Here is a 21929-nt window from a genome sequence, read left to right on the forward strand (position 1 = left end):
GTCGCACGCGGCGTGCTGCGGACGATCACTGCATGAGTTGATGCGCCTTCTCGAACAATTCGAGCGTGATGGCGTGCAGGAAGTCACCGACCTGCTTGGGCGCCTTGCCCGCGAACGCGCGGGCGTGCGTCCCCTCCAGCACGATGCCGAGCTTGAAACAGGCCAGCACCGTGTACCAGGTGACATTGCTCAGATCGCGGTCGGAGAACCGGCCGTAGTGCTCGATCATCTCCGCGGGCGTGGGCAGGCCGCCGACCGCGCCGAGTGAACCGACCAGCGCCGCGCCGGTGGTGCCGGGTTCGGGCCGGGTGGCGATCTGCCAGCCGAGGTCCAGCAGCGGATCGCCGATGGTGGACATCTCCCAGTCGACCATGGCCACCACTTCGGGGCCGTCGAAGGAGAACATCATGTTCGCGAGATGGCAATCACCGTGCAGGATGCCGGGTTTCCAGTCGGCGGGGCGATGGCGATCCAGCCATTCCCCCACCCGCTCGACGCCCGGGATCTCCGGCCCGGGGTAGCCCTCGTTGACGCGGTAGGACTCGAGTTCCTTGAGCCAGCGCGGCACCTGGCGTTCCAGGAACCCGGCCGGCTTGCCGTAATCGGCCAGGCCCAGCGCCTCGTGATCGAGCGAGCCGAGCCGCGCGATGGCTTCCACCGCCGACAGGCCCATCCGCCGCCGCACCTCCGGATCGCCGGCGTGCAGTTCGGGCAGTTCGTTCTGCGGGTTGAAGCCGGTGATGGGCTCCATGAGATAGAACGACGCGCCCAGCACCGACTCGTCCGGGCAGGCCGCGATGACCTTGGGCGCGCGAATGCCGGTGCCGTCCAGGGCGCCGAGAATGCGCGATTCGCGGCTGATCACGGTGTTGCTGGCCGCGCGCAGATGCTTGGGCCCGCGCCGCAGCACATAGTCGCGGCCGCCGCGGGTGAAGCGCAGCATGATGTTCTGCGTGCCACCGCCGAGCGGTTTGACGTTCTCGAACTCGCCGCCGGGCAAGCCCTGCTCTTCCATCCATTTGCCGACGATGGCGAAATCGACGACGTCACGATCCACTTCGACCGGCTGCGCTACAGACATGCCACACATTGTGCCGTAGACCACCCAGCGAACTGAAGGCATATGCCAGCAGTAGTGGCGGTGGCCTCGTTCACGCAGGTCGGAGCGCGGTGTCCGGGACGGGTTGGCGTAATGTGCGGGAGGAAATGCGCACCCTGCTGATCGACAACTACGACTCGTTCACCTACAACCTGTATCAGCTGATCAGTGAGGTGAACGGGGTCGAACCCGTGGTCGTGCGCAATGACGAGGTACGCGACCCGGGCGCGCTGGGGCTGGCGGAATTCGACAATGTGGTGATCTCGCCGGGGCCGGGGCGGCCGGATGTGGTGCGGGACTTCGGGATCTCGGCGGCGGTGATCGCGGCGGCGGAGCTGCCGTTGCTGGGCGTGTGCCTGGGGCATCAGGGGATCGTGATCGCGGCCGGGGGCGCGGTGGTGCCGGCGCCGCGGGCGCGGCACGGGTATCCGGATCGGATCACGCACGACGGGCGGGAGCTTTTCGAGGGGGTCCCGCAGGATTTCCCGGCGGTGCGGTATCACTCGCTGTGCGCGGCAATGCCTTTGCCGGACGGCCTGGAAGCGACGGCCACCGCCCCGGACGGGGTGATCATGGGGGTGCGGCATCGGACGCGGCCGCAGTGGGGGGTGCAGTTCCATCCGGAATCCATTGCCAGCGAATACGGTTCGCTGCTGCTGCGCAATTTCGCGCGTCTGACAGCGGATCATCAGCGGCGCATCGGAGTGGATCGCGCGGCGAACAAGGCACTGTCCCAACCGGTTTCGCGGGAGCGGATCGTCCTCGGCGCGAACTCGGCGATCGAATACCGCGTCGAGCGGGCCGTGATCGAACGCGCCGTCGATGCCGAGGCCGTGTTCCTGCGGTTGTACCGGTCCTCGCCGACGGCGTTCTGGCTGGACAGCGAGCATGTGGAGCCGGGGCTGGATCGATTCTCGTTCCTGGGTGATGCGTCCGGGCCGCTGGCCGAGGTGGTGCGCTACCGGGTCGGCGACGGGCAGGTATCGGTCACCTCCGCCGCCGGGGAGCGGGCGGTGCCGGGCACCGTGCTGGACTACCTATCCGGCGAGCTGTCCCGGCGGCGCATCGAATTCCCGGATGTGCCTTTCGATTTCGCCGGCGGGTACGTCGGCTACCTCGGGTACGAGATGAAGGCGGACTGCGGGGCGGCGGCCGCGCATCGCGCCGCTACCCCGGACGCGCAGTGGGTGTTCGCCGATCGGCTCGTCGTGGTGGATCACGAGGCGGGCCGCACCCATCTGCTGGCGCTGGCCGGACCGGACGCGGATTCCCTTGCCGCCGCCCGGGATTGGCTCGACAGCACGCGGGCGGCCGTAGACGCGCTGCGGACCTGGGAGAACCCGCCGGACCTATATCTGCGGGCCGAGGAGAGCGCGGTCGCGCCGCTGCTGACCCGCGGCCGGGAACGCTATCTGGCGGATGTGGCGGCCTGCCGGGCCCAGTTGCACGCGGGCGAATCCTACGAAATCTGCATTACCGACAGCGCGTATCTGCCCGCCGACACCGACGGGCTCAGCGTCTACCGCACCCTGCGCCGCTGCAATCCCGCACCGTACGCGGCATTTCTGCGCTTCGGCGAGACGGAAGTGGCGTGCTCGTCGCCGGAGCGGTTTCTCAAACTGGATCGTTCGCGGACGGTGGAGAGCAAACCCATCAAGGGCACCGCGCCGCGCGGGCAGACCCCGGACGAGGACGAACGCCTGGCCGCGGAGCTCGCGCGCAACCCCAAGACCCGCGCCGAGAACCTGATGATCGTGGACCTGCTCCGCAACGATCTCGGCCGGGTCTGCGAGATCGGCTCCGTGCACGTCCCGAAGCTCATGGCGGTGGAGACGTATACGACACTGCACCAACTGGTTTCGACCGTCCGCGGCACCCTCCGCCCGGAACTGGACGTCATCGACTGCCTGCGCGCCTGCTTCCCCGGCGGTTCCATGACGGGCGCGCCCAAGCTGCGCACCATGGAGATCATCGACGAGCTGGAGACCGAAGCGCGCGGAATCTATTCCGGCGCCATCGGTTTCCTCGGCCTGGGCGGCACCGCGGACCTGAACATCGTCATCCGCACGGCGGTCCGCCACGACGGGCGCTGGCGGGTGGGCGCGGGCGGTGCGGTCGTGCTCGACTCCGACCCCTCGGAGGAATACCACGAGATGGTCTGGAAGGCCGCCGCCGCCTTGCGCGCCCTGCCCGGCGTCGGGGTCGCGCCCCTCCCCTCCCCCTGACCGGTATCCGCTCCCCTGGGCGCTCCGGGTTCACTTTCGCGGTGATCGCCCGCCCTGCCGGCGAGTGGGGTGGCCACGCTTGTCCGCCCCGGCGGCCGTGCCGGCGCCGGCGACGCTACTTGCGGCGGTCGCGGCGGGAGCTCGTGGCGGGGGTTTCCGGGGCGGGCTGGTCGCGGGAGGTGAAGCGGCCCAGGAGTGAAACGCCGGGGAGTTTGTCGAGGCGGGCGAAGACTTCCTCGCCGAGGGCGGTGACGGCCTCCAGGCGGGTGAGCACCTTGTCGTAGGCGACGAAGGCGGGCTCGGCCAGGGCGAGGGTGCGATCGAGGCGGTCGATGGTGGAGTTGAGCCGCTCCACGGCGGTGGTGAGGTTCTGGATGAGGTCGGGGAGCTGCGCCGCCAGCTGGATGGAGGCGGGCGGCAGCCGGACGGCGGTGTCGAAGGCGGTGCTCGCCGTGAACTGGGCGGAGTCCAGGGCCTGACCGGCGGCGTTCTGGGCGGCTTCGACGGCGGCCTGCGCGGCGGCGAGGATATCGCTCGGGCTGGGCACGCGGGGCGGCTGCGGTTTCCCGCGCGCCGGCTCGGGTTTGCGGCTCGGCCCCTTCGGGTTGGTCATGCTTCCACTGTGCCGCAGACCGGCCAGTATGCAACTTCCGCACCGACTCGGACCCATATCGATTCGTGACACCGCTTCGGCTCAGTCTTCCGACGGGCTCGGATGCTCGCGGAATGCTGGTTGTCGGAGGTGCGTGGTATAGGTCGAGCACAATGAAACTCACCAAGGGTGGCCATGCGCCGGTTCCGACATCGCTTCTGACGGTTGTCCTTTCGTGGCAGTCCGATCACGAGGTGGATGCGCACGCCTTGCTGCTGGGCGCGGACGGGAGAGTCCGGTCGGATCGGGACTTCGTGTTCTTCAATGCGCCCCGGCACGTTTCGCAGGCGGTGACCCTGGATCCGGAGCCCGCGCCCGGGACCGCGCGGCTGTCGGTGTCACTGCCGCGCACCGAGGCGGAGGTGGCGCGGATCGCGCTGACCGGGTCGGTGGACGCGGGCGCGTTCGGCAAGGTGGCGGGGCTGGTGCTGACGGTGTTCGATCATCACCGGCCGGTGGCGTGGTTCGAGATCGCCGCCGCGGAAGCGGTGCGGGCCATGCTGTTCGGGGAGTTCTACCGGCGGGACGGAGAGTGGCGGTTCCGGGCGGTCGGGCAGGGCTGGGCGAGTGGGCTGGCCGGAATAGTGACGGAATTCGGCGTCCGGGTGGACGATCCGGGTCCGGGCCCCGCCGGGCCGGGAACCGCCACACGGGGCGGCGACGCGCCGGGATCGGCTGATCGATCGGACACCGCCGCACCGCCGCCGCCCGCCGGGACCGGCTCCGGTGCGGAAGACCCTGCCCGGGGCGGGGATTCCGGCACGCCCCGCCGGCGCGGCGGATTCACACTGGAGCGACCGGGGCACGGCGCCCTCGCCCGCCCCGCGCCGCCCGCCCGGCCCGAATTCGCGGATTGGCACGCCGATCCGGATCAGCCGCAACGGTTGCGCTGGTGGAACGGTACGGAATGGACCCAAGCGACCCGGCCCGCGCCACCGGCCGATGCCCGGCATTGCCCGCGGTGCGGTGCGCCCCGGCGCTGGCGGCTGTTCGGCGGGCCCGCGCTGTGCCGGGACTGCGCGACGGAAATCGAGACGTATCTGGCGGGCTGGCGCGGCCGCGCCGAACGCGTACTGCGGACCGTCGGTGTGCGCGGGGACGATTGGGCCGGACTCTGGACCGCCCTGCGGTATCAGCGCATCGACCGCACCGCCGGGTTGGAGGCGCTGCGGGCGGCCGGGCACGACCATGTCGAGCGCCGCGTGGCCTTCGCGTTCGCGGACGGCGCGATCGAGCAGGCGGAACTGGACGGCTTCGAGGAGACGGTCGCGGAACTGGCGCTCACCGGCCCGCTGATCGAGGATCTGCGCCGGCGAATGTCGCGCGGGCGCATGCTGACTCGCCTGCGCGCGGGCGAACTCCCGGTGCTGCCCACCCCCGGCCTGCATCTGGATCCGGGCGAGCAGGTGCACCTGAACGTGCCCGCCATCCACATCCGCCAGCTGGCGCGCGGCCCCAAGCTCACCGAGGGCCGCCTGATCTGCAGCAATAAGAAACTGCGCTTCACCGGCGCCGACACCGGCACCGAAATGCCTTGGGCGCGTGTGGTTTCGGTGGTCTCCGAGGGCGGCAAGGTGGCGATCGCGGCCACTTCCGCGCGCGGCGGGGCCGTCTTCGAAGTGGCCGACCCCGACCACGTCGCCGCCACCTTGGAAGGCGCGCTGCGGGTCGCCAAACGGCTCGCCCTGAGCCCGGGCCGCCGCGACACCCGCTCCATCTCCCAGGAGATCAAGGCCCAGGTCTGGCAGCGCGACGGCGGCAAATGCGTGGAGTGCGGCGAGAGCCACTACCTGGAATTCGACCACATCATCCCGATCAGCCGGGGCGGGGCCACCAGCGCCGCGAACCTGCAGATCCTCTGCCGCGCCTGCAATCGCGTGAAGGGGGCGCGTATCTGAGGCGCGCTAGCAGGAATCGGGGACGCGCGGTCACCTGCGTAGCCGATGACACAGCATGCGATGAATCATGTTGAGCATCAATGAATGCGGTTCTACCGTCCAGAAAAGCGCATCGGGAAAGGGGCTCGGCATGCAGGTGGCGGTAGTGGGCGGAACGGGAACACTGGGCAGGCCGGTGGTGCGCGAACTGACGGCGCGCGGGCACACCGTGCGCGTGCTCTCCCGCAGCGCGCCCGTCGATCCGGTCGCCGGAACCACCCATCACGCGGTGGATCTGGTCACGGGTAACGGGCTCGACGAAGCCCTGGAAGGCGTCTACGCCGTGGTGAACGCCGCCGGCCATCGCGGCCTGCGCAGCGGAAAGGTACTGGTTTCGGGGGTCCGCACCCTGCTGGCGGCCGAGCAGCGCGCCCGCGTCGGCCATCATGTGGACATCTCCATCGTGGGCTGCGAGCGGGTGCCTTTCTCCTATTACCGCACCAAGACTGCGCAGGAGAACGTGGTCACGCAGGGCCCGATTCCGTGGACCCTGTTGCGCGCCACCCAATTCCACGAACTGCTGGACGAGATCCTGGCGGCCGCGGCCAAGGCGCGGCTGGAACCCCGTGGCGGACTGCGCTTCCAGCCGGTCGACGTGAACGCGGTCGCGGGCAAGCTGGCCGCCGCCGTCGAGGCGGGCCCGTCCGGCCGGGTGCCCGATGTGGGCGGCCCGGCCGTGCACACCCTCACCGAGCTGGCGCGGGCCCGCCGCGCGGTGGTCGGCGAATCGCTGCTGGCGCTGCCGATTCCACCGATCGGCCGGGTGGCCCGACAGTTGCGCGACGCTGCGCTGTGCCTCGGCGACGATGGCGAGGCAGTGTCGTTCGACTACCCGGAGTGGCTGCGGCGGCGGTATGTCCGGCCGGGCAGCTGACCTGTATCCAGCTTGGCCCGGCCGGGCGCGCACAGGTATCCGGAATCACCCCGAGAATCCCCCGGATTCCGGTGGTCAGCGCATCAGACTCAGGACCGAGGGTTCGGCGCAGAAGTGTTCGCGCGCCTGCTCCAGGGTGAGCCCGGAACCGCTCAGCCCGCCGGAATCGGTGACGTCGCACCGGGATCCGGTGACGTGACCGCCCGAGCTGGACAGCGTGACCATGGCTTGGACGACGGGGTGCAGGGTGTCGCCGGCGAAGGTCAGGAAGTCCACGTAGTAGGTGCTGGCGCTGCCGCGGCCCCAGACTGTCAGATACCCCGATTCCGAGCGGTCGATGCCGACCCCGGCGACCTCCCCGGCGCGCTGGAAGACCCGCGCGTCACCGGAGGCGTGATAGATGGCCGACCGGGTATTGGCGGTGGCCAGGTACACCGGCACGATCAGCTCGTCGCGATTGTCGCCGTCCAGATCGCGCAGGATGGGCTGCGACGGTGACCGCGCATCGCGCTCCACGATGGTCTGCAGGTGTGCGCCCTCGGAATCCAGCACCGTGATGGTCGCCGAATAGCCCTGTTCCTTGCTGCCCGTGTACCGCACCTCGAAGGCCAGGCCGAGGCTGTCGCGGGAGGTCAGCACGCACGAGGGCGGCGGTTCCGCGGCGCCGGGCGTACCGCATTCGGGCAGTTCCGAGGCGGGCGCGCCGCCGGGCGGCGCGGTGGTCGGGGTGGCGGTCCCGGGCGGCGCGACGGTCTCACCGATTTCGGTGGGCGCCGCGCTGCCGTGCCGGGCGCAGGCCGAAACGGCCAGTGCCGCTAGTACGGCCGCACCGCGGACCGCGAGGTTCCTCCCCATACCGGCGAAGATAGCAGCGCGACGGCGACCTGCCCGAAACATCCGATACGCGGGTACCGGCCATCATGTGCATACCTGCGCACATGTTGTCCTATAGTGGTGGCGTGATCGACGTCTTGCGCCGGCGCCGCTTCCGGCGGCTGTTCACCGCCCAGGTGGTCGCCCTGATCGGCACCGGCCTGCTCACCGTGGCCCTGGGACTGCTGGCCTACGACCTCGCCGGGGCCGATGCGGGCGTGGTGCTGGGCACCGCGCTCGCCATCAAGATGGTGGCGTATGTGGCTGTGGCGCCGGTGATTTCGGCATTGACCGAGCGGGTGCCGCGCCGGGTGCTGCTGGTGTCGGCGGACGCGGTGCGCGCCGGAATCGCGCTGCTGCTGCCGTTCGTCGGCGCGACCTGGCAGATCTATCTGCTGATCGCGGTATTGCAGTCGGCGTCGGCCACGTTCACCCCGGCCTTCCAGTCGATCATTCCGGCGATCCTGGTGGACGAGGAGCAGTACACGCGCGGGCTGTCGCTGTCCCGGCTGGCCTACGACCTCGAGTCACTGCTCAGCCCCGTCCTGGCGGCGGCCCTGCTCAGCGTCATCAGCTATCACGCGCTGTTCGCCGGTACCGCAATGGGTTTCATGGTCTCGGCCGCACTGGTCGTCACCACCCGGCTACCACGGGTCGAAGCCTCAGAGCGCACCGAACCGCTGTGGCACCGCATCACCCTCGGGGCGCGATCGATGGCCGCGCGACCCACATTGCGCGGCCTGCTCGCCATGAATCTCGTTGTGGCTGCGGCGACTTCGCTGGTGATCGTGAACACCGTGGTGTATGTGCGCGAGCGGCTCGGCGGCTCCAACACGGGTGTGGCGCTGGCGCTCGCCTGTTACGGACTGGGGTCGATGGCCGTCGCGCTCGCGGCGCCACACCTGCTCGCCGTATCGACCTCCCCACGAGCCCATATACCGCCTGCGCGCGCTCCGCTCGCCATGCCGAACACTGTCCGGTCCGTGGTGCTACGTGCGCCGGGTGCGCGGACTGCGGGTGACGACCGGGCTGGATCGATGCCATCGCCCCGGTTCGCGGCGCGGTCGTGGACGGACCGCCGCCTCATGCTGTCAGGTTGCCTCGCATTGCCTTTCGGCCTACTGGCGGCCGCAGTGATCCCGTCGCTGCCTTCGACGGCGGGCGCGGTGGCGCTGGCGGTGACCTGGATGCTGCTGGGCGCGGGCACCTCCACCGTCAACACCCCGGCCGCGCGATTACTGCGGGCGCACACCGGCACCCGTACGCGCACTGCCGTTTTCACCGCCCAGTTCTCGCTGTCGCACGCGTGTTTCCTGGTCACCTACCCGATCGCCGGGATGCTCGGCGCGGCGGCGGGGCTGCCGATCACCGCGATCACGCTGGCGGTCATCGCTACACTGGCGGGTACGACGGCCGCTCACTGGTGGCCGGCCACCGGAGCCTCCGTCCCGGCGGACCCCGAGGTGGTAGCGGCAGGAAGGTGACCCATGGTGAGCAAGGGCAATGCCGAGGCGTTGCACGCGCCCAGCCTCACCCATCCCGCGCAGCCGGATCAGGCCCGGCTGGACGCGGCCACCGAAACTTTCCGCATGCTGTCCGATCCCACCCGCCTGCACATTCTCTGGATGCTCACCGAGGGCGAAGCCGACGTGAGCGCGCTCACCGAAGCCTGCGGGGCCTCCCGCACCGCGGTCAGCCAGCACCTGGCCAAACTGCGCTTCACCGGCTTGGTCGATACCCGGCGGGACGGGCGGCGCATCATCTACAGCATTCGCGACGGGCATCTCGCGCGCCTCGTTCGCGAGGGCCTCAATCACGCGGACCACGTCGTCACCGGCGAACCGCGGCACGGCTAGAGCTGCCGATCACCCCTCCTGGTCAGTGGGACCAACTCTCGCGACCTCACGCATGCGCCTTGACGATATGCCTATTCGAAATATCGCTAGACGAATGTTGAGAGGTCACGCATGAGCACCGGGCAGGACAGTCCCCACGATGTGATCATCATTGGTGCCGGTTTCGCCGGGCTCTACGGCGTCCATCACGCGGCGCGCGCCGGCCTGGACGTGCTCGGCCTGGAGGCGGGCACGGAGGTGGGCGGCACCTGGTACTGGAACAAGTACCCGGGGGCGCGCTGCGATGTGGAGAGCGTCGACTACTCGTACTCGTTCGACGAGGACCTGCAGCAGAGCTGGACCTGGACCGAGCGGTTCGCCGCGCAGCCGGAGATCCTGGCCTACCTGAACCATGTGGCCGACCGGTTCGACCTGCGGGCGCGCTACCGCTTCGGGCAGACCGTCACCGCGGCGCATTTCGACGATGCCGCGTCGATCTGGACGCTGCGCACCGAGCAGGGCGGCGAATACCGTTCCCGCTTCGTGGTTTTCGCCACCGGCTGCCTGTCCGCGCCGATCAAGCCGAATCTGCCGGGCGTGGACAGCTTCGCGGGCGAGGAGATCTTCACCGCGCGGTGGCCCGAAGCGGGGGTGTCGGTGGCCGGTAAGCGGGTCGGCGTGATCGGCACCGGATCCTCCGGCATCCAGGTATCTCCGATTCTGGCCCGGGAAGCGTTGTCGCTCACCGTGTTCCAGCGCTCCCCCAACTTCAGCGTGCCGATCCCGAACCGGCCGTGGACCGATGCCGAGCAGGGCGAGATCCGCGCCACCTACCGGCAGCGGCGCGAGAAGTCCTACTACGCGCCGGCCGCTACCCCGCACGCCTCCCTGCAGACCAAGGCCCTGGAGTTGAGCGCCGCGGAGCGCGAGGCGGCCATGGAGGACCGCTGGAATCAGGGCGGGGTGCTGTTCAACAAGGTGTTCCCGGATCAGAACAGCGATATCACCGCCAATGAGCTGGTGCGGGACTTCGCGGTCGCCAAGATTCGCGCCAAGGTCGAGGACCAGGCGGTCGCGGACGATCTGATTCCGACCGATCACCCCATCGGCACCAAGCGCATCTGCACCGATTCCGGGTACTACGAGATGTTCAACCGGCCCAATGTGTCGCTGGTGAACCTGCGCCGGGAGCCCATCGTCGAGGTGACGCCGACCGGGGTGCGCACCGCGGACAAGTTCATCGAGCTCGACACCCTGGTCTACGCAACGGGATTCGACGCCATGACGGGGGCGCTGCTGCGCATCGACATCCGGGGCGCGCACGACACCCGGCTGGCCGACACCTGGGCCGACGGGCCGGTCACCTACCTGGGCTTCGGCATTCCCGGCTTCCCGAACATGTTCAGCATCAACAGCGTCGGGACCCCGTCGGTGATGGCGAACATGGCGTTGCATTCCGAGCAGCAGCTCGATTGGGTGCTCGCGCTCGTACAGCACTGCCGCGCCAATGGGATTCGCCAGGTGGCGGCGCGGGCGGACGCGGCGGAGAAGTGGACCGATCACCTCATGGAGGTCGCCGAGGGCACGCTGTTCGTCAAGGCGAACTCCTGGTACATGGGCGCGAACGTCGAGGGCAAGAAGCGCGTATTCATGCCCTACATCGGCGGATTCGGCAACTACCGGCGCTTCTGCGACGAGGAGCGCGAGAACGGTTACCCGAGTTTCGAACTCGCGTAGGTGTTCACAACTCTCGTGGGCTCTCAGGGGCGTTGCCCCTGAAACCCCTTGGGCCGGGGGGCTCCCGTTCCAGCCGTGGCTGGCGTTCCGGCCAGGGCTGGCGTTCCAGCCGGGGCTCCCGTTCCAGCCGGGGCTCCCGTTCCAGCCCGGGCTAGCGGGCCAGCCCGGGCTAGTGTTCCAGCCCGGGCTCGGCAGTAGCCGCCCCGGGCCGCCGCAGTTCCGGCGGGCGGTGCGGCCGCTCAGGAGTAACGGCCCGGGTCGGCAACCCCGCCGGCCCGGGCCGTTCCGTACCCGCCTGGATCAGGCGGGTAGGCCCAGGCCGGCCGCCAGTACCGGCCAGGACTTCTTCAGGTCGTCTTCCCAGTAGCCCCAGGAGTGGGTGCCGGTGGGTTCGAAGTCGAAGGTGGCGGGGATGCCGAGCTGGCCGAGCTTGGCGGCGAGGTTGTGGGTGCAGTAGTTGGTGGCGGCTTCCAGGCCGCCGCCGACCACCATCTGATTGGCCAGGCCGGGCGCGCCGGGCAAGGTGTGCGGGCCGTTGAGGGTGTCCCACTGGCCCGGCAGGCCGGAACCGCTGGAGATGAACAGGTTCAGGCCGCGCAGCTGGTCGGCGTGCACGTACGGGTCGTTCTCGGCCCACATGGGATCGCCCTCGGGGCCGTACATATTGTCGACGTCGCCGCCACCGGCCGCGACCACGGTGCGCACGAAGTTGTAGCCGACCGGATCGCTGATCTGCGCGCAGCCGCTGTAGGCCGCCACCGACTTGTACAGGCCGGGTGCGGCGATCGGCAGCTGCAGCACCGAGGTGCCCGCCATCGACAAACCGGCAATGGCATTGAGCCCGTTGCCGTTCAGCGCCTTGTCCATGAGCGGCGGCAGTTCCTCGGTGAGGAAGGTCTTCCATTTGTTCACGCCGAGCGTGGGATCCTCGGCGCGCCAATCGGTGTAGTAGCTCCACGCGCCGCCCACCGGCTGCACCACATTGACGTTCTTGTCCGACAGGAACTTCAGCGCGTCGGTCTGCTTCTGCCAGGTGGCCGAATCGGTGCCGCCGCCCGCGCCATTGAGCAGGTACAGGATCGGGGTGGGCCGCGAAGTGTCTGCGGCGCGCTGCACATCGATCTCGATGTTCTTGTTCATGGCGGCCGAGAAGACGTACAGCTTCATGGTGCGATCGTCGATCGTCTTGGTGGACTGCAGGTAGGAACCGTCCGCCGAGGTACCCGCCGAATTCAGTGCGGGCGCGGCCGACGCGGTGCCGGCCGCGATCGGTAGCAGGACGGTAGCGGTAAGCGCCAGTACCGCGCTGCCCCAGATCTTCTTCGAACGCACGCCGGATCTCCTTAGGCAGTTTGAATCATTCAGCAATAGTCAACGGTTCACCCTGCCGAACCGCTCTGAGCGTTTGCTGGCTCGACGCTGAGGCTGACCTGAGAGAGCATGCTTGACAGCGGTGCGGCTGCGGCGGTGGCGTGGGCCGGGGCATTACCCGGGAGGTAATCGACCGGCGGCCGGGGTTCGGGCAGAGTCGATTACATGACCGAGATCGCCGCGACGCCCACCGGGGCGCAACTGTTCGCCACCATGCCGTTCACCGAGGGGCTGGGGGTGGAGGTCCTCGAATGCGGTCCCGACCTGGTGCGCAGCCGGTTGGCCTGGGAGGAATCCCGGTGCACGCTGGGCGGTTCGATGCACGGCGGCGCGCTCATGTCGCTGGCCGATGCCACCGCCGCGGTGTGCGCCTATCTGAACCTGCCGGAGGGGAAGCTCGGCACCACCACCGTGGAGTCCAAGACCAATTTCGTGCGCGCGTTGCGTTCGGGCCATGCCACCGCGACGGCGCGGCCGCTGCACGCGGGCCGGAGTTTCATCGTGGTGGAGACCGAGATTCGCGATGACGCGGGCAAACTGGTGGCGAAGGTGACGCAGACGCAGGCGGTGCTCTAGGCGTAGAGGTCTCCGACAGAGCTTGTCAGTCGCGGTGCGGGTCCAGCCGCGCCGCTACTTCTCCGGCCAGTTCGATGAACGCCCGGGCCGCGGCACTGCGATAACCGTTCTCGCGCACCAGCAGCACGATCGAGCGTGGCGGCAGCGGCGGATCCAGGGCGATGGGTTCCAGATCGCAGCGGGTGCGGGTGATCGCATCCGGCAGCACGGTGGCCAGGGCGGTCCGCCGCACGATCTCGGTCAGGGCTTGAATCGAATTGGCCTGCACGGCGATTCGCGGCGTCACCGCTTCCCGCGCGAAATAGGCGTCGATATGGACGCGGGTGGCGAAGTCCCCGGTCAGCAGCGCCAAGGGCAATCGTTCCAGCGCCGCCACCGGCATCGGCCGCACCGGGTCCGGTCCGTCCCGTCCCGGCTCGCCGACCACCAGGCTCAGGGTTTCCGAGAACAGCGGCAGCGCGGTCAGACCGGGCGGATGCTGAGCCGCGAAGGCGATGCCGATATCCAATTCGTCTGCCAGCAAGGCGGATTCGATGTGATCCTGGCTCATCTCCCGCACCGTCGCCTCGATGCCCGGATGCCGGTCGTAGAGCTCGGCGGTCAGCGCGCCCACCAGATAGGTGGTGAGGGTCGGCGTGACGCCCCAGCGCAACTGCCCGCGCGACAGGTCGGTGACGTCGTGCACCGCGCGCTCCCCCGCTTCCAGTTCGCGCAGTACGCGACGGGCGGGTTCGAGGTAGGCGCGACCGGCGTCGGTGAGCCGGACCGTGCGGCCCGCGCGGTCCAGGAGCTGGACGCCGACCGTGCGTTCCAGCTGCCGGATCTGCTGCGAGAGGGTGGGCTGCGAAATGTGCAGGCGCTCCGAGGCGCGGGTGAAATTGCCGTGCTCGGCCACGGCGACGAAATAGCGCAGGTGACGGATTTCCGGCAGCACACCGGCAACTATAGATGAGAACAATCATGAGTATCAAAACTGCGTATTGGACTCTATAGCTCCAGCTCCGGCAGGGTGGAAGACGTCAGAGAGAACGACTTCCCGGAGGAACGCCATGCATGACCTTTTCGACGGCATCGCGCATTTCCAGCACTCGGTCTTCCCGGAGAAATCGGAGCTGTTCGCCCGGCTGACCACCGCCCACACCCCGGGCACGCTGTTCATCGGCTGCTCGGATGCCCGCGTGGTGCCGGAGCTGATCACCAGCAGCGAACCGGGCGAACTGTTCGTCATCCGCACCGCCGGCAATCTGGTTCCCGCCTACCGCCCCGATGCCGACGGCGTGGCGGCCAGCATCGAATACGCGGTGGCGGTGCTCGGCGTCGCCCGGATCGTGGTGTGCGGGCATTCGCAGTGCGGCGCCATGACCGCCTTGGCCGAGGGCCGCGATCTGACCGCCGCGCCGCTGGTCGCGAGCTGGCTGCGGCACGCCGATGCCGCCCGCGCTGCCGCCACGAACGGCGATGTGGCGCAACTGATCCGGCACAATGTACGGACCCAGCTGGCCAATCTGGCCACCCATCCCGCCGTGGCGCGCCGCCGCGCCGCGGGCGATCTTTCCCTGCACGGCTGGGTTTTCGATATCGGCTCCGGCCGCGTCGAGGAACTCGCCGCCCCCGCAATCGTTCAGCTCGCCGGCTGACCCTCCCGAAAGGAACACCCATGGTGCACGCCCAGTTCGACCCCACCGCCCGCCAGGCCCTCGCCGAGACCGCCGTGCTCGCCAAGATCCGCAAGGATCTGACCTGGCGGGAGATCGCCGAGGCCGCTGGGCTCTCGGTCGCCTTCGTGACCGCCGCGGTGCTCGGCCAGCACGCGCTCCCCGAACGCTCGGCCCGCGCGGTGGCCGAGCTGCTCGGCCTCGACGACGATGCGGCGCTGCTGCTGCAGACCATTCCGACGCGCGGCTCCATCCCGGGCGGCATCCCCACCGATCCCACCATCTACCGCTTCTACGAAATGCTCCAGGTCTACGGCACCACCCTCAAAGCGCTGGTGCACGAGGAGTTCGGCGACGGCATCATCAGCGCCATCAATTTCAAGCTCGATGTCCGCAAGGTCGCCGATCCGGAGGGCGGCGAACGCGCCGTGATCACCCTCGACGGCAAGTACCTGCCGACGAAGCCTTTCTGAAATCCGCTGCGCGCGAGCGGGTTCGGCCGGAGAACGACGTGGCGGCCGAACCCGTCCCGGGCGCGGCAGCTAGGCCACCGCCCCGATGAATCCGCCGATGGCCGCCCCGATGGCGCAGCCGACGATCGCGCCGACCAGGAAGAACCAGATCCCGATCACGATCCCGACCAGGCAGCCGACCACCGCGCCGGCGAGGATCGCCCCGCCATTGGCATCGACACTGTGAATGAACGGCAGATCCTGCGTGCTGGTAGCCGCGGCAGCGGGTGTCGGCCCGCCGACCGGCGTCAGCGTCAATTGCGTCTCACTGTTGAGAGTCGGTGCGACAGCGAGACTTTGACCCGTCTCGACCCGCAACGTGGTCGGTATGACCCCCACCACCGCCCCGTCGTCGGCGATCATCTGCACCCCGTCGGAGGTCAGCGCGAACCGCCCCGAGTCGAGATTCACGACCGCATACGTATGGTCGGCCGCCAGGGTCGTGGTGTATCCCACCGTCCCGGCCGTCGCCCCGATATCGACATCCGCGAGGCTGCCCTCGCCGTGCGCCGTCGCCATGGTTATTCCGGTGGCCGCGATGGCGAACACTGCCGTCGCCACCAATCTTTTGACAAACATGATCGTTCCATCCGTTCGGGTTTCCTTTGACGTTCCCCCGACGAACGGCACCGGATCTAAGATCATGATGCGCTTGCGCGGTAGTTGCTGTCCATGCCGAATTAGCTGCGCGGGCCGATTTTTCCGATCTCGGGCCCCCACCGCCCGGTGCACCCGGTACTCCGGTGTGAGACCGCGTATTTCCAATATCGCGTCGTACTACGGCACCGAGACCGGTCGGAGGCAGCTCGAGAGCGGGGTGATGATCGAGCAGAGGGCGGGGTCGCGGGTGGGGCGGTAGTCGGCGGGGACGCCGTTCGCGGCGGTGATGGCGCGGAAGGCCGGGACCGCGGTGGTGGGGCGGCGGGTCAGGGTGGGGTCGGTCTGCACGTCCACGGTGTAGAGACCGAAACGCGGTGCGTAGCTTCCCCATTCGTAGTTGTCGGTGAGGCTCCAGTAGTTGTAGCCGATCACGTTCATGCCGTCGGCCTTGGCGCGCTGGATCCAGTAGACGGTGTCGCGCAGGTGATCCCCGCGGTCGTAGCCGTCGCCGCGGGGCAGGCCGGAGTCGGTGGGCATGCCGTTCTCCACCACGTACAGCGGCAGGCCGGGGAACTTCTCGGCGTAGGTGCGCAGGTAGTAGTACATGCCCTCGGGTTCGATGGCGTTCTTCCACAGCTCGTCGCCCACCAGCGCGGTGGTCGGCAGGTTCGTCAGGGACGCACCGTAATAGAAGTCGAGGCCGACGTAGTCGAGCTTGCCGCGCACCCGGTCCGCGAACAGCATGTCGGTCAGGCCCTGGATGATCGGGTACTGCGCGACATTGCTGGTCACCTGCGCGCCGGGCTGCCGGGTGTGGATGTAGTCGTAGATGGCGGTGTGCGCCTCGACCAGGCGATCGAACATGGTCAGGGCGTCGAGCACGCCGATGTCACCGATCTTGATCGATTGCGCGACGTACCCCATCGGCTCGTTGATGGTCACCCACAGCGGGTCGTACGGCGCGTACCGGTCCACCACGCGGCGCATATTCGCCAGCCAATCCGACACCATGTTCTTGCTCTTCCACCCGCCGCGATCCAGCTCCCAGCCCGGGAACACCCAGTGGTCGAGGGTCAGCATCGGCCGCATGCCCGCCGCCCGGATCTTCTGGACCACCGCGTCGTAGAACCGGAAGTCGTTCTCGTCCCAGGTATCCGCGCGCGGCTGCACCCGGGCCCATTCGATACTGAGCCGGTACACCTTCACCCCGAGACCGGCTGCCAAATCGATGTCCTCGGCATACCGGCTGTAGAAGTCCACCGATTCCCCGTACCGGTCGCGCGCCTGGCCGGAGTCGGCGTACCGGCGCCAATTGCTGTCCGGCGCATGGCCTTCCGATTGAAAACCAGCCATGGAAACGCCCCACATGAACCCGGCCCCGAGCGACTGAACGGTGCCGGGCGCACCGGCGCTACCGGAGAACGACCCGGTCCCACTGCCGCTACTCGAACCGGCGCTACCCGATCCGCTACCGCTGGACCCCGCCCCGCTACCGCTCGGCGCGGCCTGCGCCACCACCGAGCCGGCCAACGCAATCGCGATGGCCGACAGGATCGAACAGAGCAGCCGTGTACGTCTCATTCCGGCGTTTCCTCCTACCGAGAGCGCATCCCCGACTCGACGCGCAACGCCCCCGACCATACTGGTCACTCGTCCAAAACGTGCACCATTCGGATTACCCGTTGCACACCCCCCGCCGCACGACGACTTCGGCCGCCGGCCAACGGTCTACGCGCGGGTGCCGCCGCCCCAGCTGGCCGATTGGGCGACCTGTTTCGGGTCGGTGAGGCGGTGCTGGTCGCTGCCGTCGGGGTTCATCAGGTAGATGACGCCGCCGCGGACGAAAGCGATGCGCTTGCCGTCCGGGGAGAACGTGGGCTGGTATCCGCCCTTGTCGTCGAGCGTCACGACGTCGCTGCCGTCGGGATCCATAGTTGCGATCGATCGGCCGGCGACCACGATTCGTGAACCGTCGGGTGCGAAGCTCGGATAGTTCCCTTCCGCGATGCGGGTCACCCCGCCGCCGTCGGGGTTCATGACGAAGATCGACTGCCAGTCGTCGGCGAACGCGATCTTCTCCGGCCACGACGCTCGCTCGGATGGTTTATCGCAACCGGTGATCAGCCCGGCGAGGAGAACCGCGACGGCAAAGCCCAGGACGCCCGATCTTCTCATCGCACAAGGGTATTCGAGTGCCCCGACTATCGATCGGCCGGATGCAGCCGCTCGCGAAGCCTGGTCAGGGCGCGGTGCTGCATGAGACGTACGGCTTCCGGGGCTATCCCCATGGCGTCGGCGGTCCGTTCCACGGTCCAGCCCAACCCGATTCGGACATACAGCACCGTGTGATGGACAGGGCTCAAAGCCTCGCGGATGTCCTTCGCGCACCATTCGGACAGCGCGGGCGATGGGCGGCCGATCGACTGGTTCGGCATGACACTCCTGAACTATCAGCTGAGAACTTCCTCGAAAGCGGTCCCTTTCCACCCTCGGAGGCGTCTGTTCATCAACGGATAGCCGTTGGTTAGGGAATCGATAGACCGCCGCCGGTCCCCCGCTTCCACCCGGACGGTTTGACGTTGGAGGTCCCCTGTACGGCGGATTCTGTCCGCCGGTTACCGCCCGCCGTGGCCGTAGGTTTCGAAGCGGCGGCACGAAGGCCGGGAAAAAATCTTTGCGATCCGGGAATGCCGGACGGTCGCCTAACCTTCTAAGTGTTGATGATCGGTTAGAACGATCGATCGCGGAACACGCTCCACGAGAAGAGGATCCGTCATGTCCCGTCTGCCCTTGATTCAGCCCGACACCGCCAGCGGCAAGGCCTCCGACCTGCTGGCCGGCGTACAGAAGGCGCTCGGCGTCACCCCGAACATGACCAAGGCCATGGTCAACAGCCCGGCCGTGCTCGAGGCCTATCTGGGCTTCTCCGGCGCCCTCGCGGGCGGTGCGCTCACGGCGGCGGTCCGGGAGCGGATCGCGCTGCTGGTCGCCGAGGAAAACGGTTGTGACTACTGCCTTTCCGCGCATTCCTACATCGGCGCGAATATCGCCAAGCTCGACGCCGGCGAGATCGAGGCCAGCCGCCACGGCGCATCCGCCGACCCGAAGGCAGCCGCGGTGCTGGCGTTCGCGACGGCGGTGGTGCGCACGCGCGGCGGCGTCGAGGAAGCCGATATCAAGTCCGCGCGGGAGGCGGGTCTGACCGACGGTGAGATCACCGAGGTCATCGCCAATGTCGCGCTGAACGTATTCACCAACTACCTGAACAAGGCCGTCGACACCGATATCGACTGGCCGGTGGTGCGCCACCACGAACACTGACACGGGTGCGGTGCCGCGCGCGGCGCACACGAGTTGTCCGCTCGGTCAGGACTCCGGGGCGTCGCCGGCCGCCTCGGTCTCCGGGCGGCTGCGCGCGGCCAGGAACTCGTCCACGATCCGGACGTGGTCGTCGTGGGTGGTCCGTGCGGCTCCCACCAACCGGCCGTAGGCGATCGGCCCGACCAATTGCGCGGCCACCGCGGCCACATTGTCCGCACCGAGCACCGCCCGGCCCTCCTCGGTCGCGAACAATTCCTCGAACGGCTGGCGGTAGTGGTAGTTCAACGCCAGCCGGAACATATCGGCCTTGCTCAACTGCGCGCTCAGATCGACCGGAGTGCCACCGGCGAGCCAGGTCAGCGCCACCTTGCGCACCGGTGCGGCATGGATGACCTCGGCTTGGCGGTCGAGCAGCTCGATCAGCCGCTCACGCAGCGGCCCCGCGCCGGGTGCGGGCACCGTGGGCACCAGCGCGCGATGCACCGCCGCCGTCCCCGCCATGACCCCCTTGCCCAGATACTTGTACATGGAATTCTTGGCGGCCTTCTTGCGCTCGCCGTACACATAGATCGCCAGCGGCTTCAAGCCACCCGATTTGATCAGCGTCCCCACCGCACGCAACTGATCGGCCCTCGTCATCGGCGCCTGCGGGGTCTCCGCCGCACGATTGTCTCCGGTGGTCTCGGTGGTCATCAGAATCCTTTTCTCCACAGCCCGCCGTCACTGCTCCGGCAGGAATCACCACCGATATTACGTACGATCGTTTCACTCGCTCCGGCTCGAATCGGCAACGGAGGCAACGGGTGTGGTGGGGCGGGCGGGGCTCGAACCCGCGACCAATGGATTATGAGTCCACGGCTCTAACCGACTGAGCTACCGCCCCGGACCGCGGAGATCTCCGCGGGCCTCGCGATGGTACCGAATTCGGCGGCCTGGTACCTACTCGGGCGCGGGGGAAGCCTACGGTGTCGTAGGGGGTGGCCGAAGGAGGAACTGTGGCGGGCGTGTTCGTGAATGTGCTTCGGGCGCATCAGTGGCTGTACGAGAACAGTGGCGGGGTGGTGGGACATCGGCTGTTGTTCGGGAATCCGACGTTGTTGTTGCGGACGGTCGGGCGGAAGACGGGACAGCAGCGGACGAATGCGCTGACTTACGCGCGGGATGGGAAGGACTTCCTGGTTACCGCGTCCAATGGCGGGTCGCCGCGGCCGCCGGGGTGGCTGGCGAATGTGAAGGCCGACGGGCAGGTGGAGATTCAGGTGGGGACCAAGCGGATTCCGGTGACGGCTACCGCGACGTATCCGGACGATCCCGAGTACGCGCGGCGGTGGGGGCTGGTCGACAAGGTGAATCAGGGCAGGTACACGGAGTATCAGAAGAAGACTTCGCGGCCGATCGCGGTGGTGGTGATGAGTCCCCGGTAGGGGTGCGGATCGGCGTGGGAAGTTGGACAGGTGAGATAAGGGTCGGCTATCCTCGCGGGCAGAGGGGAGTACTTCCCAAGAATCACTCCGGTCAGTACGGATCGCGCCGTCGCGGTCCCCGGATGGTCGCCCATAAGAACGGTGTCTGACTCGAAGACATGGGTGAAGGAGACCTCGGCTGGTTTTCCATGTCCGAGGAGGTCTCATGAGTTCTACCGTGTCGGTTCTTGCTTCTTCTTCCATTCAGTCGGTGGGTACGCCCTGGTTGTGGGCGGGCACGATCATCGTGGTGCTGGCGCTGCTGGTGCTGGATTTCGCGCTCACCCGCAAACCGCACGCGGTGTCCATGCGAGAAGCGTTGGGGTGGACGGCTTTCTACATCGCGCTGCCCATCGCGTTCGGCGTTTTCCTGTGGATCAACAATGGCGGCACCCCCGCCATGGAGTACTTCACCGGCTATCTGCTCGAGAAGTCGCTGTCGGTGGACAACCTGTTCGTGTTCATGCTGCTGCTGTCGGCGTTCGCGGTGCCGGCGGTGCTGGCCCAGCGGGTGCTGCTGTTCGGCATCGCGGGCGCGCTGGTGCTGCGCGGCATATTCATCGCGCTGGGCGCGGCCGCACTGGCCACCCTGGACTGGGCGTTCCTGCTGTTCGGTTTGATCCTGCTGGTCACCGCGGTGAAACTGCTGGCCGATGCGGCGGGCGGGCACGAGCAGGAAGTCGATATCTCGTCCATGCGCTCGGTGCGTGTGCTGCGCCGCTTCTTTCCGGTCACCGATGACTACCGCGGCACCAAGATGGTGGTGCGGGAAGCGGGCAAGCGTGCGCTGACGCCGCTGGCGCTGGTGGTGGCCGCGGTGATGGCGACCGATGTGGTGTTCGCGGTGGACTCGGTACCGGCGGTGTACGGCGTGACCGGTGACCCGTTCCTGGTGTTCGCCACCAACGCGTTCGCGCTGCTGGGTCTGCGAGCGCTGTACTTCGTGCTGCACGCGGCGCTGTCGCGGCTGGTGCACCTGGCCTACGGGCTGGCGGTCATTCTGGCCTTCATCGGCGTGAAGCTGGTGCTGCACTGGGCGCACGGCGTGTGGAGCGGGGTGCCGACCATTCCGACCGCGGCCTCGCTGGTGGTGATCGTGGTGGTGCTGGCGACGGTGACGCTGACCAGCCTGCGCGCCACCCGCGGGCAGCAGCAGCCGGACGAGACCGAGTCGGCCGCCACCTAGCCCCCGAAATCGA

General features: G+C 68.3%; 22 protein-coding genes and 1 tRNA gene. 12 read left to right on the top strand and 11 right to left on the bottom strand.

The genetic code is table 11. The annotated features are described in order from the left end of the window. Positions 1 to 25: 25 nt before the first annotated feature. Positions 26 to 1090, bottom strand: a complete 1065-nt coding sequence (locus LTV02_RS18145; RefSeq protein WP_233041106.1) for a phosphotransferase family protein — start codon at positions 1088 to 1090, stop codon at positions 26 to 28. 116 nt (positions 1091 to 1206) lie between these two features. Here LTV02_RS18145 and pabB point away from each other — a divergent pair, with 116 nt between their 5' ends. Beyond that, positions 1207 to 3324: an aminodeoxychorismate synthase gene (gene pabB, locus LTV02_RS18150; RefSeq protein WP_233041614.1), complete on the top strand. Its 2118-nt coding sequence runs from the start codon at positions 1207 to 1209 to the stop codon at positions 3322 to 3324. A 115-nt stretch (positions 3325 to 3439) separates the two neighbouring features. On the opposite strand, the gene LTV02_RS18155 is transcribed toward pabB, so the two are convergent. Next, on the bottom strand, positions 3440 to 3937 hold the full coding sequence (locus LTV02_RS18155) for a hypothetical protein (protein WP_233041107.1): 498 nt from the start codon (positions 3935 to 3937) through the stop codon (positions 3440 to 3442). A gap of 152 nt (positions 3938 to 4089) precedes the next feature. Between LTV02_RS18155 and LTV02_RS18160 the strand changes: the two genes are divergently transcribed. Further along, entirely contained in the window at positions 4090 to 5874 is a 1785-nt protein-coding gene (locus LTV02_RS18160) for a TerD family protein (protein ID WP_233041108.1), read from the top strand. A 130-nt stretch (positions 5875 to 6004) separates the two neighbouring features. Next, entirely contained in the window at positions 6005 to 6787 is a 783-nt protein-coding gene (locus LTV02_RS18165) for an SDR family oxidoreductase (protein ID WP_233041109.1), read from the top strand. 75 nt (positions 6788 to 6862) lie between these two features. On the opposite strand, the gene LTV02_RS18170 is transcribed toward LTV02_RS18165, so the two are convergent. Then, positions 6863 to 7642 carry a hypothetical protein gene (locus LTV02_RS18170; protein WP_233041110.1) on the bottom strand — a complete coding sequence of 260 codons (780 nt, stop codon included), beginning with the start codon at positions 7640 to 7642 and terminating at the stop codon, positions 6863 to 6865. 104 nt (positions 7643 to 7746) lie between these two features. On the opposite strand from LTV02_RS18170, the gene LTV02_RS18175 reads away from it, so the two are divergent. From LTV02_RS18175 to LTV02_RS18185, 3 genes are all read left to right on the top strand, one after another. Beyond that, on the top strand, positions 7747 to 9144 hold the full coding sequence (locus LTV02_RS18175) for an MFS transporter (protein ID WP_233041111.1): 1398 nt from the start codon (positions 7747 to 7749) through the stop codon (positions 9142 to 9144). Positions 9145 to 9174: 30 nt separating this feature from the next. Beyond that, positions 9175 to 9516 (top strand): ArsR/SmtB family transcription factor, encoded by a 342-nt coding sequence (locus tag LTV02_RS18180; protein ID WP_408639408.1) that lies wholly within the window; start codon positions 9175 to 9177, stop codon positions 9514 to 9516. 111 nt (positions 9517 to 9627) lie between these two features. Continuing rightward, positions 9628 to 11232: a flavin-containing monooxygenase gene (locus tag LTV02_RS18185; RefSeq protein ID WP_233041113.1), complete on the top strand. Its 1605-nt coding sequence runs from the start codon at positions 9628 to 9630 to the stop codon at positions 11230 to 11232. 300 nt (positions 11233 to 11532) lie between these two features. On the opposite strand, the gene LTV02_RS18190 is transcribed toward LTV02_RS18185, so the two are convergent. Next, complete coding sequence (locus LTV02_RS18190; RefSeq protein WP_233041114.1) at positions 11533 to 12564, bottom strand: alpha/beta hydrolase; 1032 nt, start codon at positions 12562 to 12564, stop codon at positions 11533 to 11535. A 204-nt stretch (positions 12565 to 12768) separates the two neighbouring features. On the opposite strand from LTV02_RS18190, the gene LTV02_RS18195 reads away from it, so the two are divergent. Further along, a complete protein-coding gene (locus LTV02_RS18195; RefSeq protein WP_233041115.1) occupies positions 12769 to 13179 on the top strand; it encodes a PaaI family thioesterase in 411 nt (136 codons plus the stop codon). A gap of 25 nt (positions 13180 to 13204) precedes the next feature. On the opposite strand, the gene cynR is transcribed toward LTV02_RS18195, so the two are convergent. Beyond that, positions 13205 to 14110 carry a transcriptional regulator CynR gene (gene cynR / locus LTV02_RS18200; protein ID WP_233041615.1) on the bottom strand — a complete coding sequence of 302 codons (906 nt, stop codon included), beginning with the start codon at positions 14108 to 14110 and terminating at the stop codon, positions 13205 to 13207. Positions 14111 to 14228: 118 nt separating this feature from the next. Here cynR and LTV02_RS18205 point away from each other — a divergent pair, with 118 nt between their 5' ends. Together LTV02_RS18205 and cynS are read left to right on the top strand one after the other, a co-directional pair. Beyond that, entirely contained in the window at positions 14229 to 14816 is a 588-nt protein-coding gene (locus tag LTV02_RS18205) for a carbonic anhydrase (RefSeq protein WP_233041116.1), read from the top strand. A 20-nt stretch (positions 14817 to 14836) separates the two neighbouring features. Next, entirely contained in the window at positions 14837 to 15307 is a 471-nt protein-coding gene (cynS, locus tag LTV02_RS18210) for a cyanase (protein ID WP_233041117.1), read from the top strand. 69 nt (positions 15308 to 15376) lie between these two features. Here the strand turns inward: cynS and LTV02_RS18215 are convergent, their stop codons facing one another. From LTV02_RS18215 to LTV02_RS18230, 4 genes are all read right to left on the bottom strand, one after another. After that, positions 15377 to 15925 (bottom strand): hypothetical protein, encoded by a 549-nt coding sequence (locus LTV02_RS18215; RefSeq protein WP_067719624.1) that lies wholly within the window; start codon positions 15923 to 15925, stop codon positions 15377 to 15379. 198 nt (positions 15926 to 16123) lie between these two features. Beyond that, positions 16124 to 17527, bottom strand: coding sequence for a family 1 glycosylhydrolase (locus LTV02_RS18220; protein WP_233041118.1), 1404 nt, complete (start codon positions 17525 to 17527; stop codon positions 16124 to 16126). 147 nt (positions 17528 to 17674) lie between these two features. Next, positions 17675 to 18121: a TolB family protein gene (locus LTV02_RS18225; RefSeq protein WP_233041119.1), complete on the bottom strand. Its 447-nt coding sequence runs from the start codon at positions 18119 to 18121 to the stop codon at positions 17675 to 17677. Positions 18122 to 18147: 26 nt separating this feature from the next. Further along, a complete protein-coding gene (locus tag LTV02_RS18230) occupies positions 18148 to 18381 on the bottom strand; it encodes a sigma factor-like helix-turn-helix DNA-binding protein (RefSeq protein ID WP_233041120.1) in 234 nt (77 codons plus the stop codon). 340 nt (positions 18382 to 18721) lie between these two features. Here LTV02_RS18230 and LTV02_RS18235 point away from each other — a divergent pair, with 340 nt between their 5' ends. Beyond that, positions 18722 to 19267, top strand: a complete 546-nt coding sequence (locus LTV02_RS18235) for a carboxymuconolactone decarboxylase family protein (protein ID WP_233041121.1) — start codon at positions 18722 to 18724, stop codon at positions 19265 to 19267. A gap of 45 nt (positions 19268 to 19312) precedes the next feature. Here the strand turns inward: LTV02_RS18235 and LTV02_RS18240 are convergent, their stop codons facing one another. Then, positions 19313 to 19960, bottom strand: coding sequence for a hypothetical protein (locus LTV02_RS18240; protein WP_233041122.1), 648 nt, complete (start codon positions 19958 to 19960; stop codon positions 19313 to 19315). Between the two features lie 113 nt (positions 19961 to 20073). Continuing rightward, positions 20074 to 20150, bottom strand: a tRNA-Ile gene (locus LTV02_RS18245). Between the two features lie 112 nt (positions 20151 to 20262). Between LTV02_RS18245 and LTV02_RS18250 the strand changes: the two genes are divergently transcribed. Together LTV02_RS18250 and LTV02_RS18255 are read left to right on the top strand one after the other, a co-directional pair. Continuing rightward, positions 20263 to 20691, top strand: coding sequence for a nitroreductase family deazaflavin-dependent oxidoreductase (locus LTV02_RS18250; protein ID WP_233041123.1), 429 nt, complete (start codon positions 20263 to 20265; stop codon positions 20689 to 20691). A 250-nt stretch (positions 20692 to 20941) separates the two neighbouring features. Continuing rightward, positions 20942 to 21916, top strand: coding sequence for a TerC/Alx family metal homeostasis membrane protein (locus LTV02_RS18255; protein ID WP_233041124.1), 975 nt, complete (start codon positions 20942 to 20944; stop codon positions 21914 to 21916). The last annotated feature ends 13 nt before the right edge of the window (positions 21917 to 21929 follow it).

Source organism: Nocardia yamanashiensis, from assembly GCF_021183565.1.
Lineage (GTDB): Bacteria > Actinomycetota > Actinomycetes > Mycobacteriales > Mycobacteriaceae > Nocardia > Nocardia yamanashiensis.

Excerpts from the sequence above, each read along its gene's own strand:
- LTV02_RS18145 (WP_233041106.1), bottom strand. The coding sequence starts at position 1,090 with ATGTGTGGCATGTCTGTAGCGCAGCCGGTCGAAGTGGATCGTGACGTC.
- pabB (WP_233041614.1), top strand. The coding sequence starts at position 1,207 with ATGCGCACCCTGCTGATCGACAACTACGACTCGTTCACCTACAACCTG.
- LTV02_RS18155 (WP_233041107.1), bottom strand. The coding sequence starts at position 3,937 with ATGACCAACCCGAAGGGGCCGAGCCGCAAACCCGAGCCGGCGCGCGGG.
- LTV02_RS18160 (WP_233041108.1), top strand. The coding sequence starts at position 4,090 with ATGAAACTCACCAAGGGTGGCCATGCGCCGGTTCCGACATCGCTTCTG.
- LTV02_RS18165 (WP_233041109.1), top strand. The coding sequence starts at position 6,005 with ATGCAGGTGGCGGTAGTGGGCGGAACGGGAACACTGGGCAGGCCGGTG.
- LTV02_RS18170 (WP_233041110.1), bottom strand. The coding sequence starts at position 7,642 with ATGGGGAGGAACCTCGCGGTCCGCGGTGCGGCCGTACTAGCGGCACTG.
- LTV02_RS18185 (WP_233041113.1), top strand. The coding sequence starts at position 9,628 with ATGAGCACCGGGCAGGACAGTCCCCACGATGTGATCATCATTGGTGCC.
- LTV02_RS18195 (WP_233041115.1), top strand. The coding sequence starts at position 12,769 with ATGACCGAGATCGCCGCGACGCCCACCGGGGCGCAACTGTTCGCCACC.
- LTV02_RS18205 (WP_233041116.1), top strand. The coding sequence starts at position 14,229 with ATGCATGACCTTTTCGACGGCATCGCGCATTTCCAGCACTCGGTCTTC.
- cynS (WP_233041117.1), top strand. The coding sequence starts at position 14,837 with ATGGTGCACGCCCAGTTCGACCCCACCGCCCGCCAGGCCCTCGCCGAG.
- LTV02_RS18215 (WP_067719624.1), bottom strand. The coding sequence starts at position 15,925 with ATGTTTGTCAAAAGATTGGTGGCGACGGCAGTGTTCGCCATCGCGGCC.
- LTV02_RS18220 (WP_233041118.1), bottom strand. The coding sequence starts at position 17,527 with ATGAGACGTACACGGCTGCTCTGTTCGATCCTGTCGGCCATCGCGATT.
- LTV02_RS18225 (WP_233041119.1), bottom strand. The coding sequence starts at position 18,121 with ATGAGAAGATCGGGCGTCCTGGGCTTTGCCGTCGCGGTTCTCCTCGCC.
- LTV02_RS18230 (WP_233041120.1), bottom strand. The coding sequence starts at position 18,381 with ATGCCGAACCAGTCGATCGGCCGCCCATCGCCCGCGCTGTCCGAATGG.
- LTV02_RS18235 (WP_233041121.1), top strand. The coding sequence starts at position 18,722 with ATGTCCCGTCTGCCCTTGATTCAGCCCGACACCGCCAGCGGCAAGGCC.
- LTV02_RS18240 (WP_233041122.1), bottom strand. The coding sequence starts at position 19,960 with ATGACCACCGAGACCACCGGAGACAATCGTGCGGCGGAGACCCCGCAG.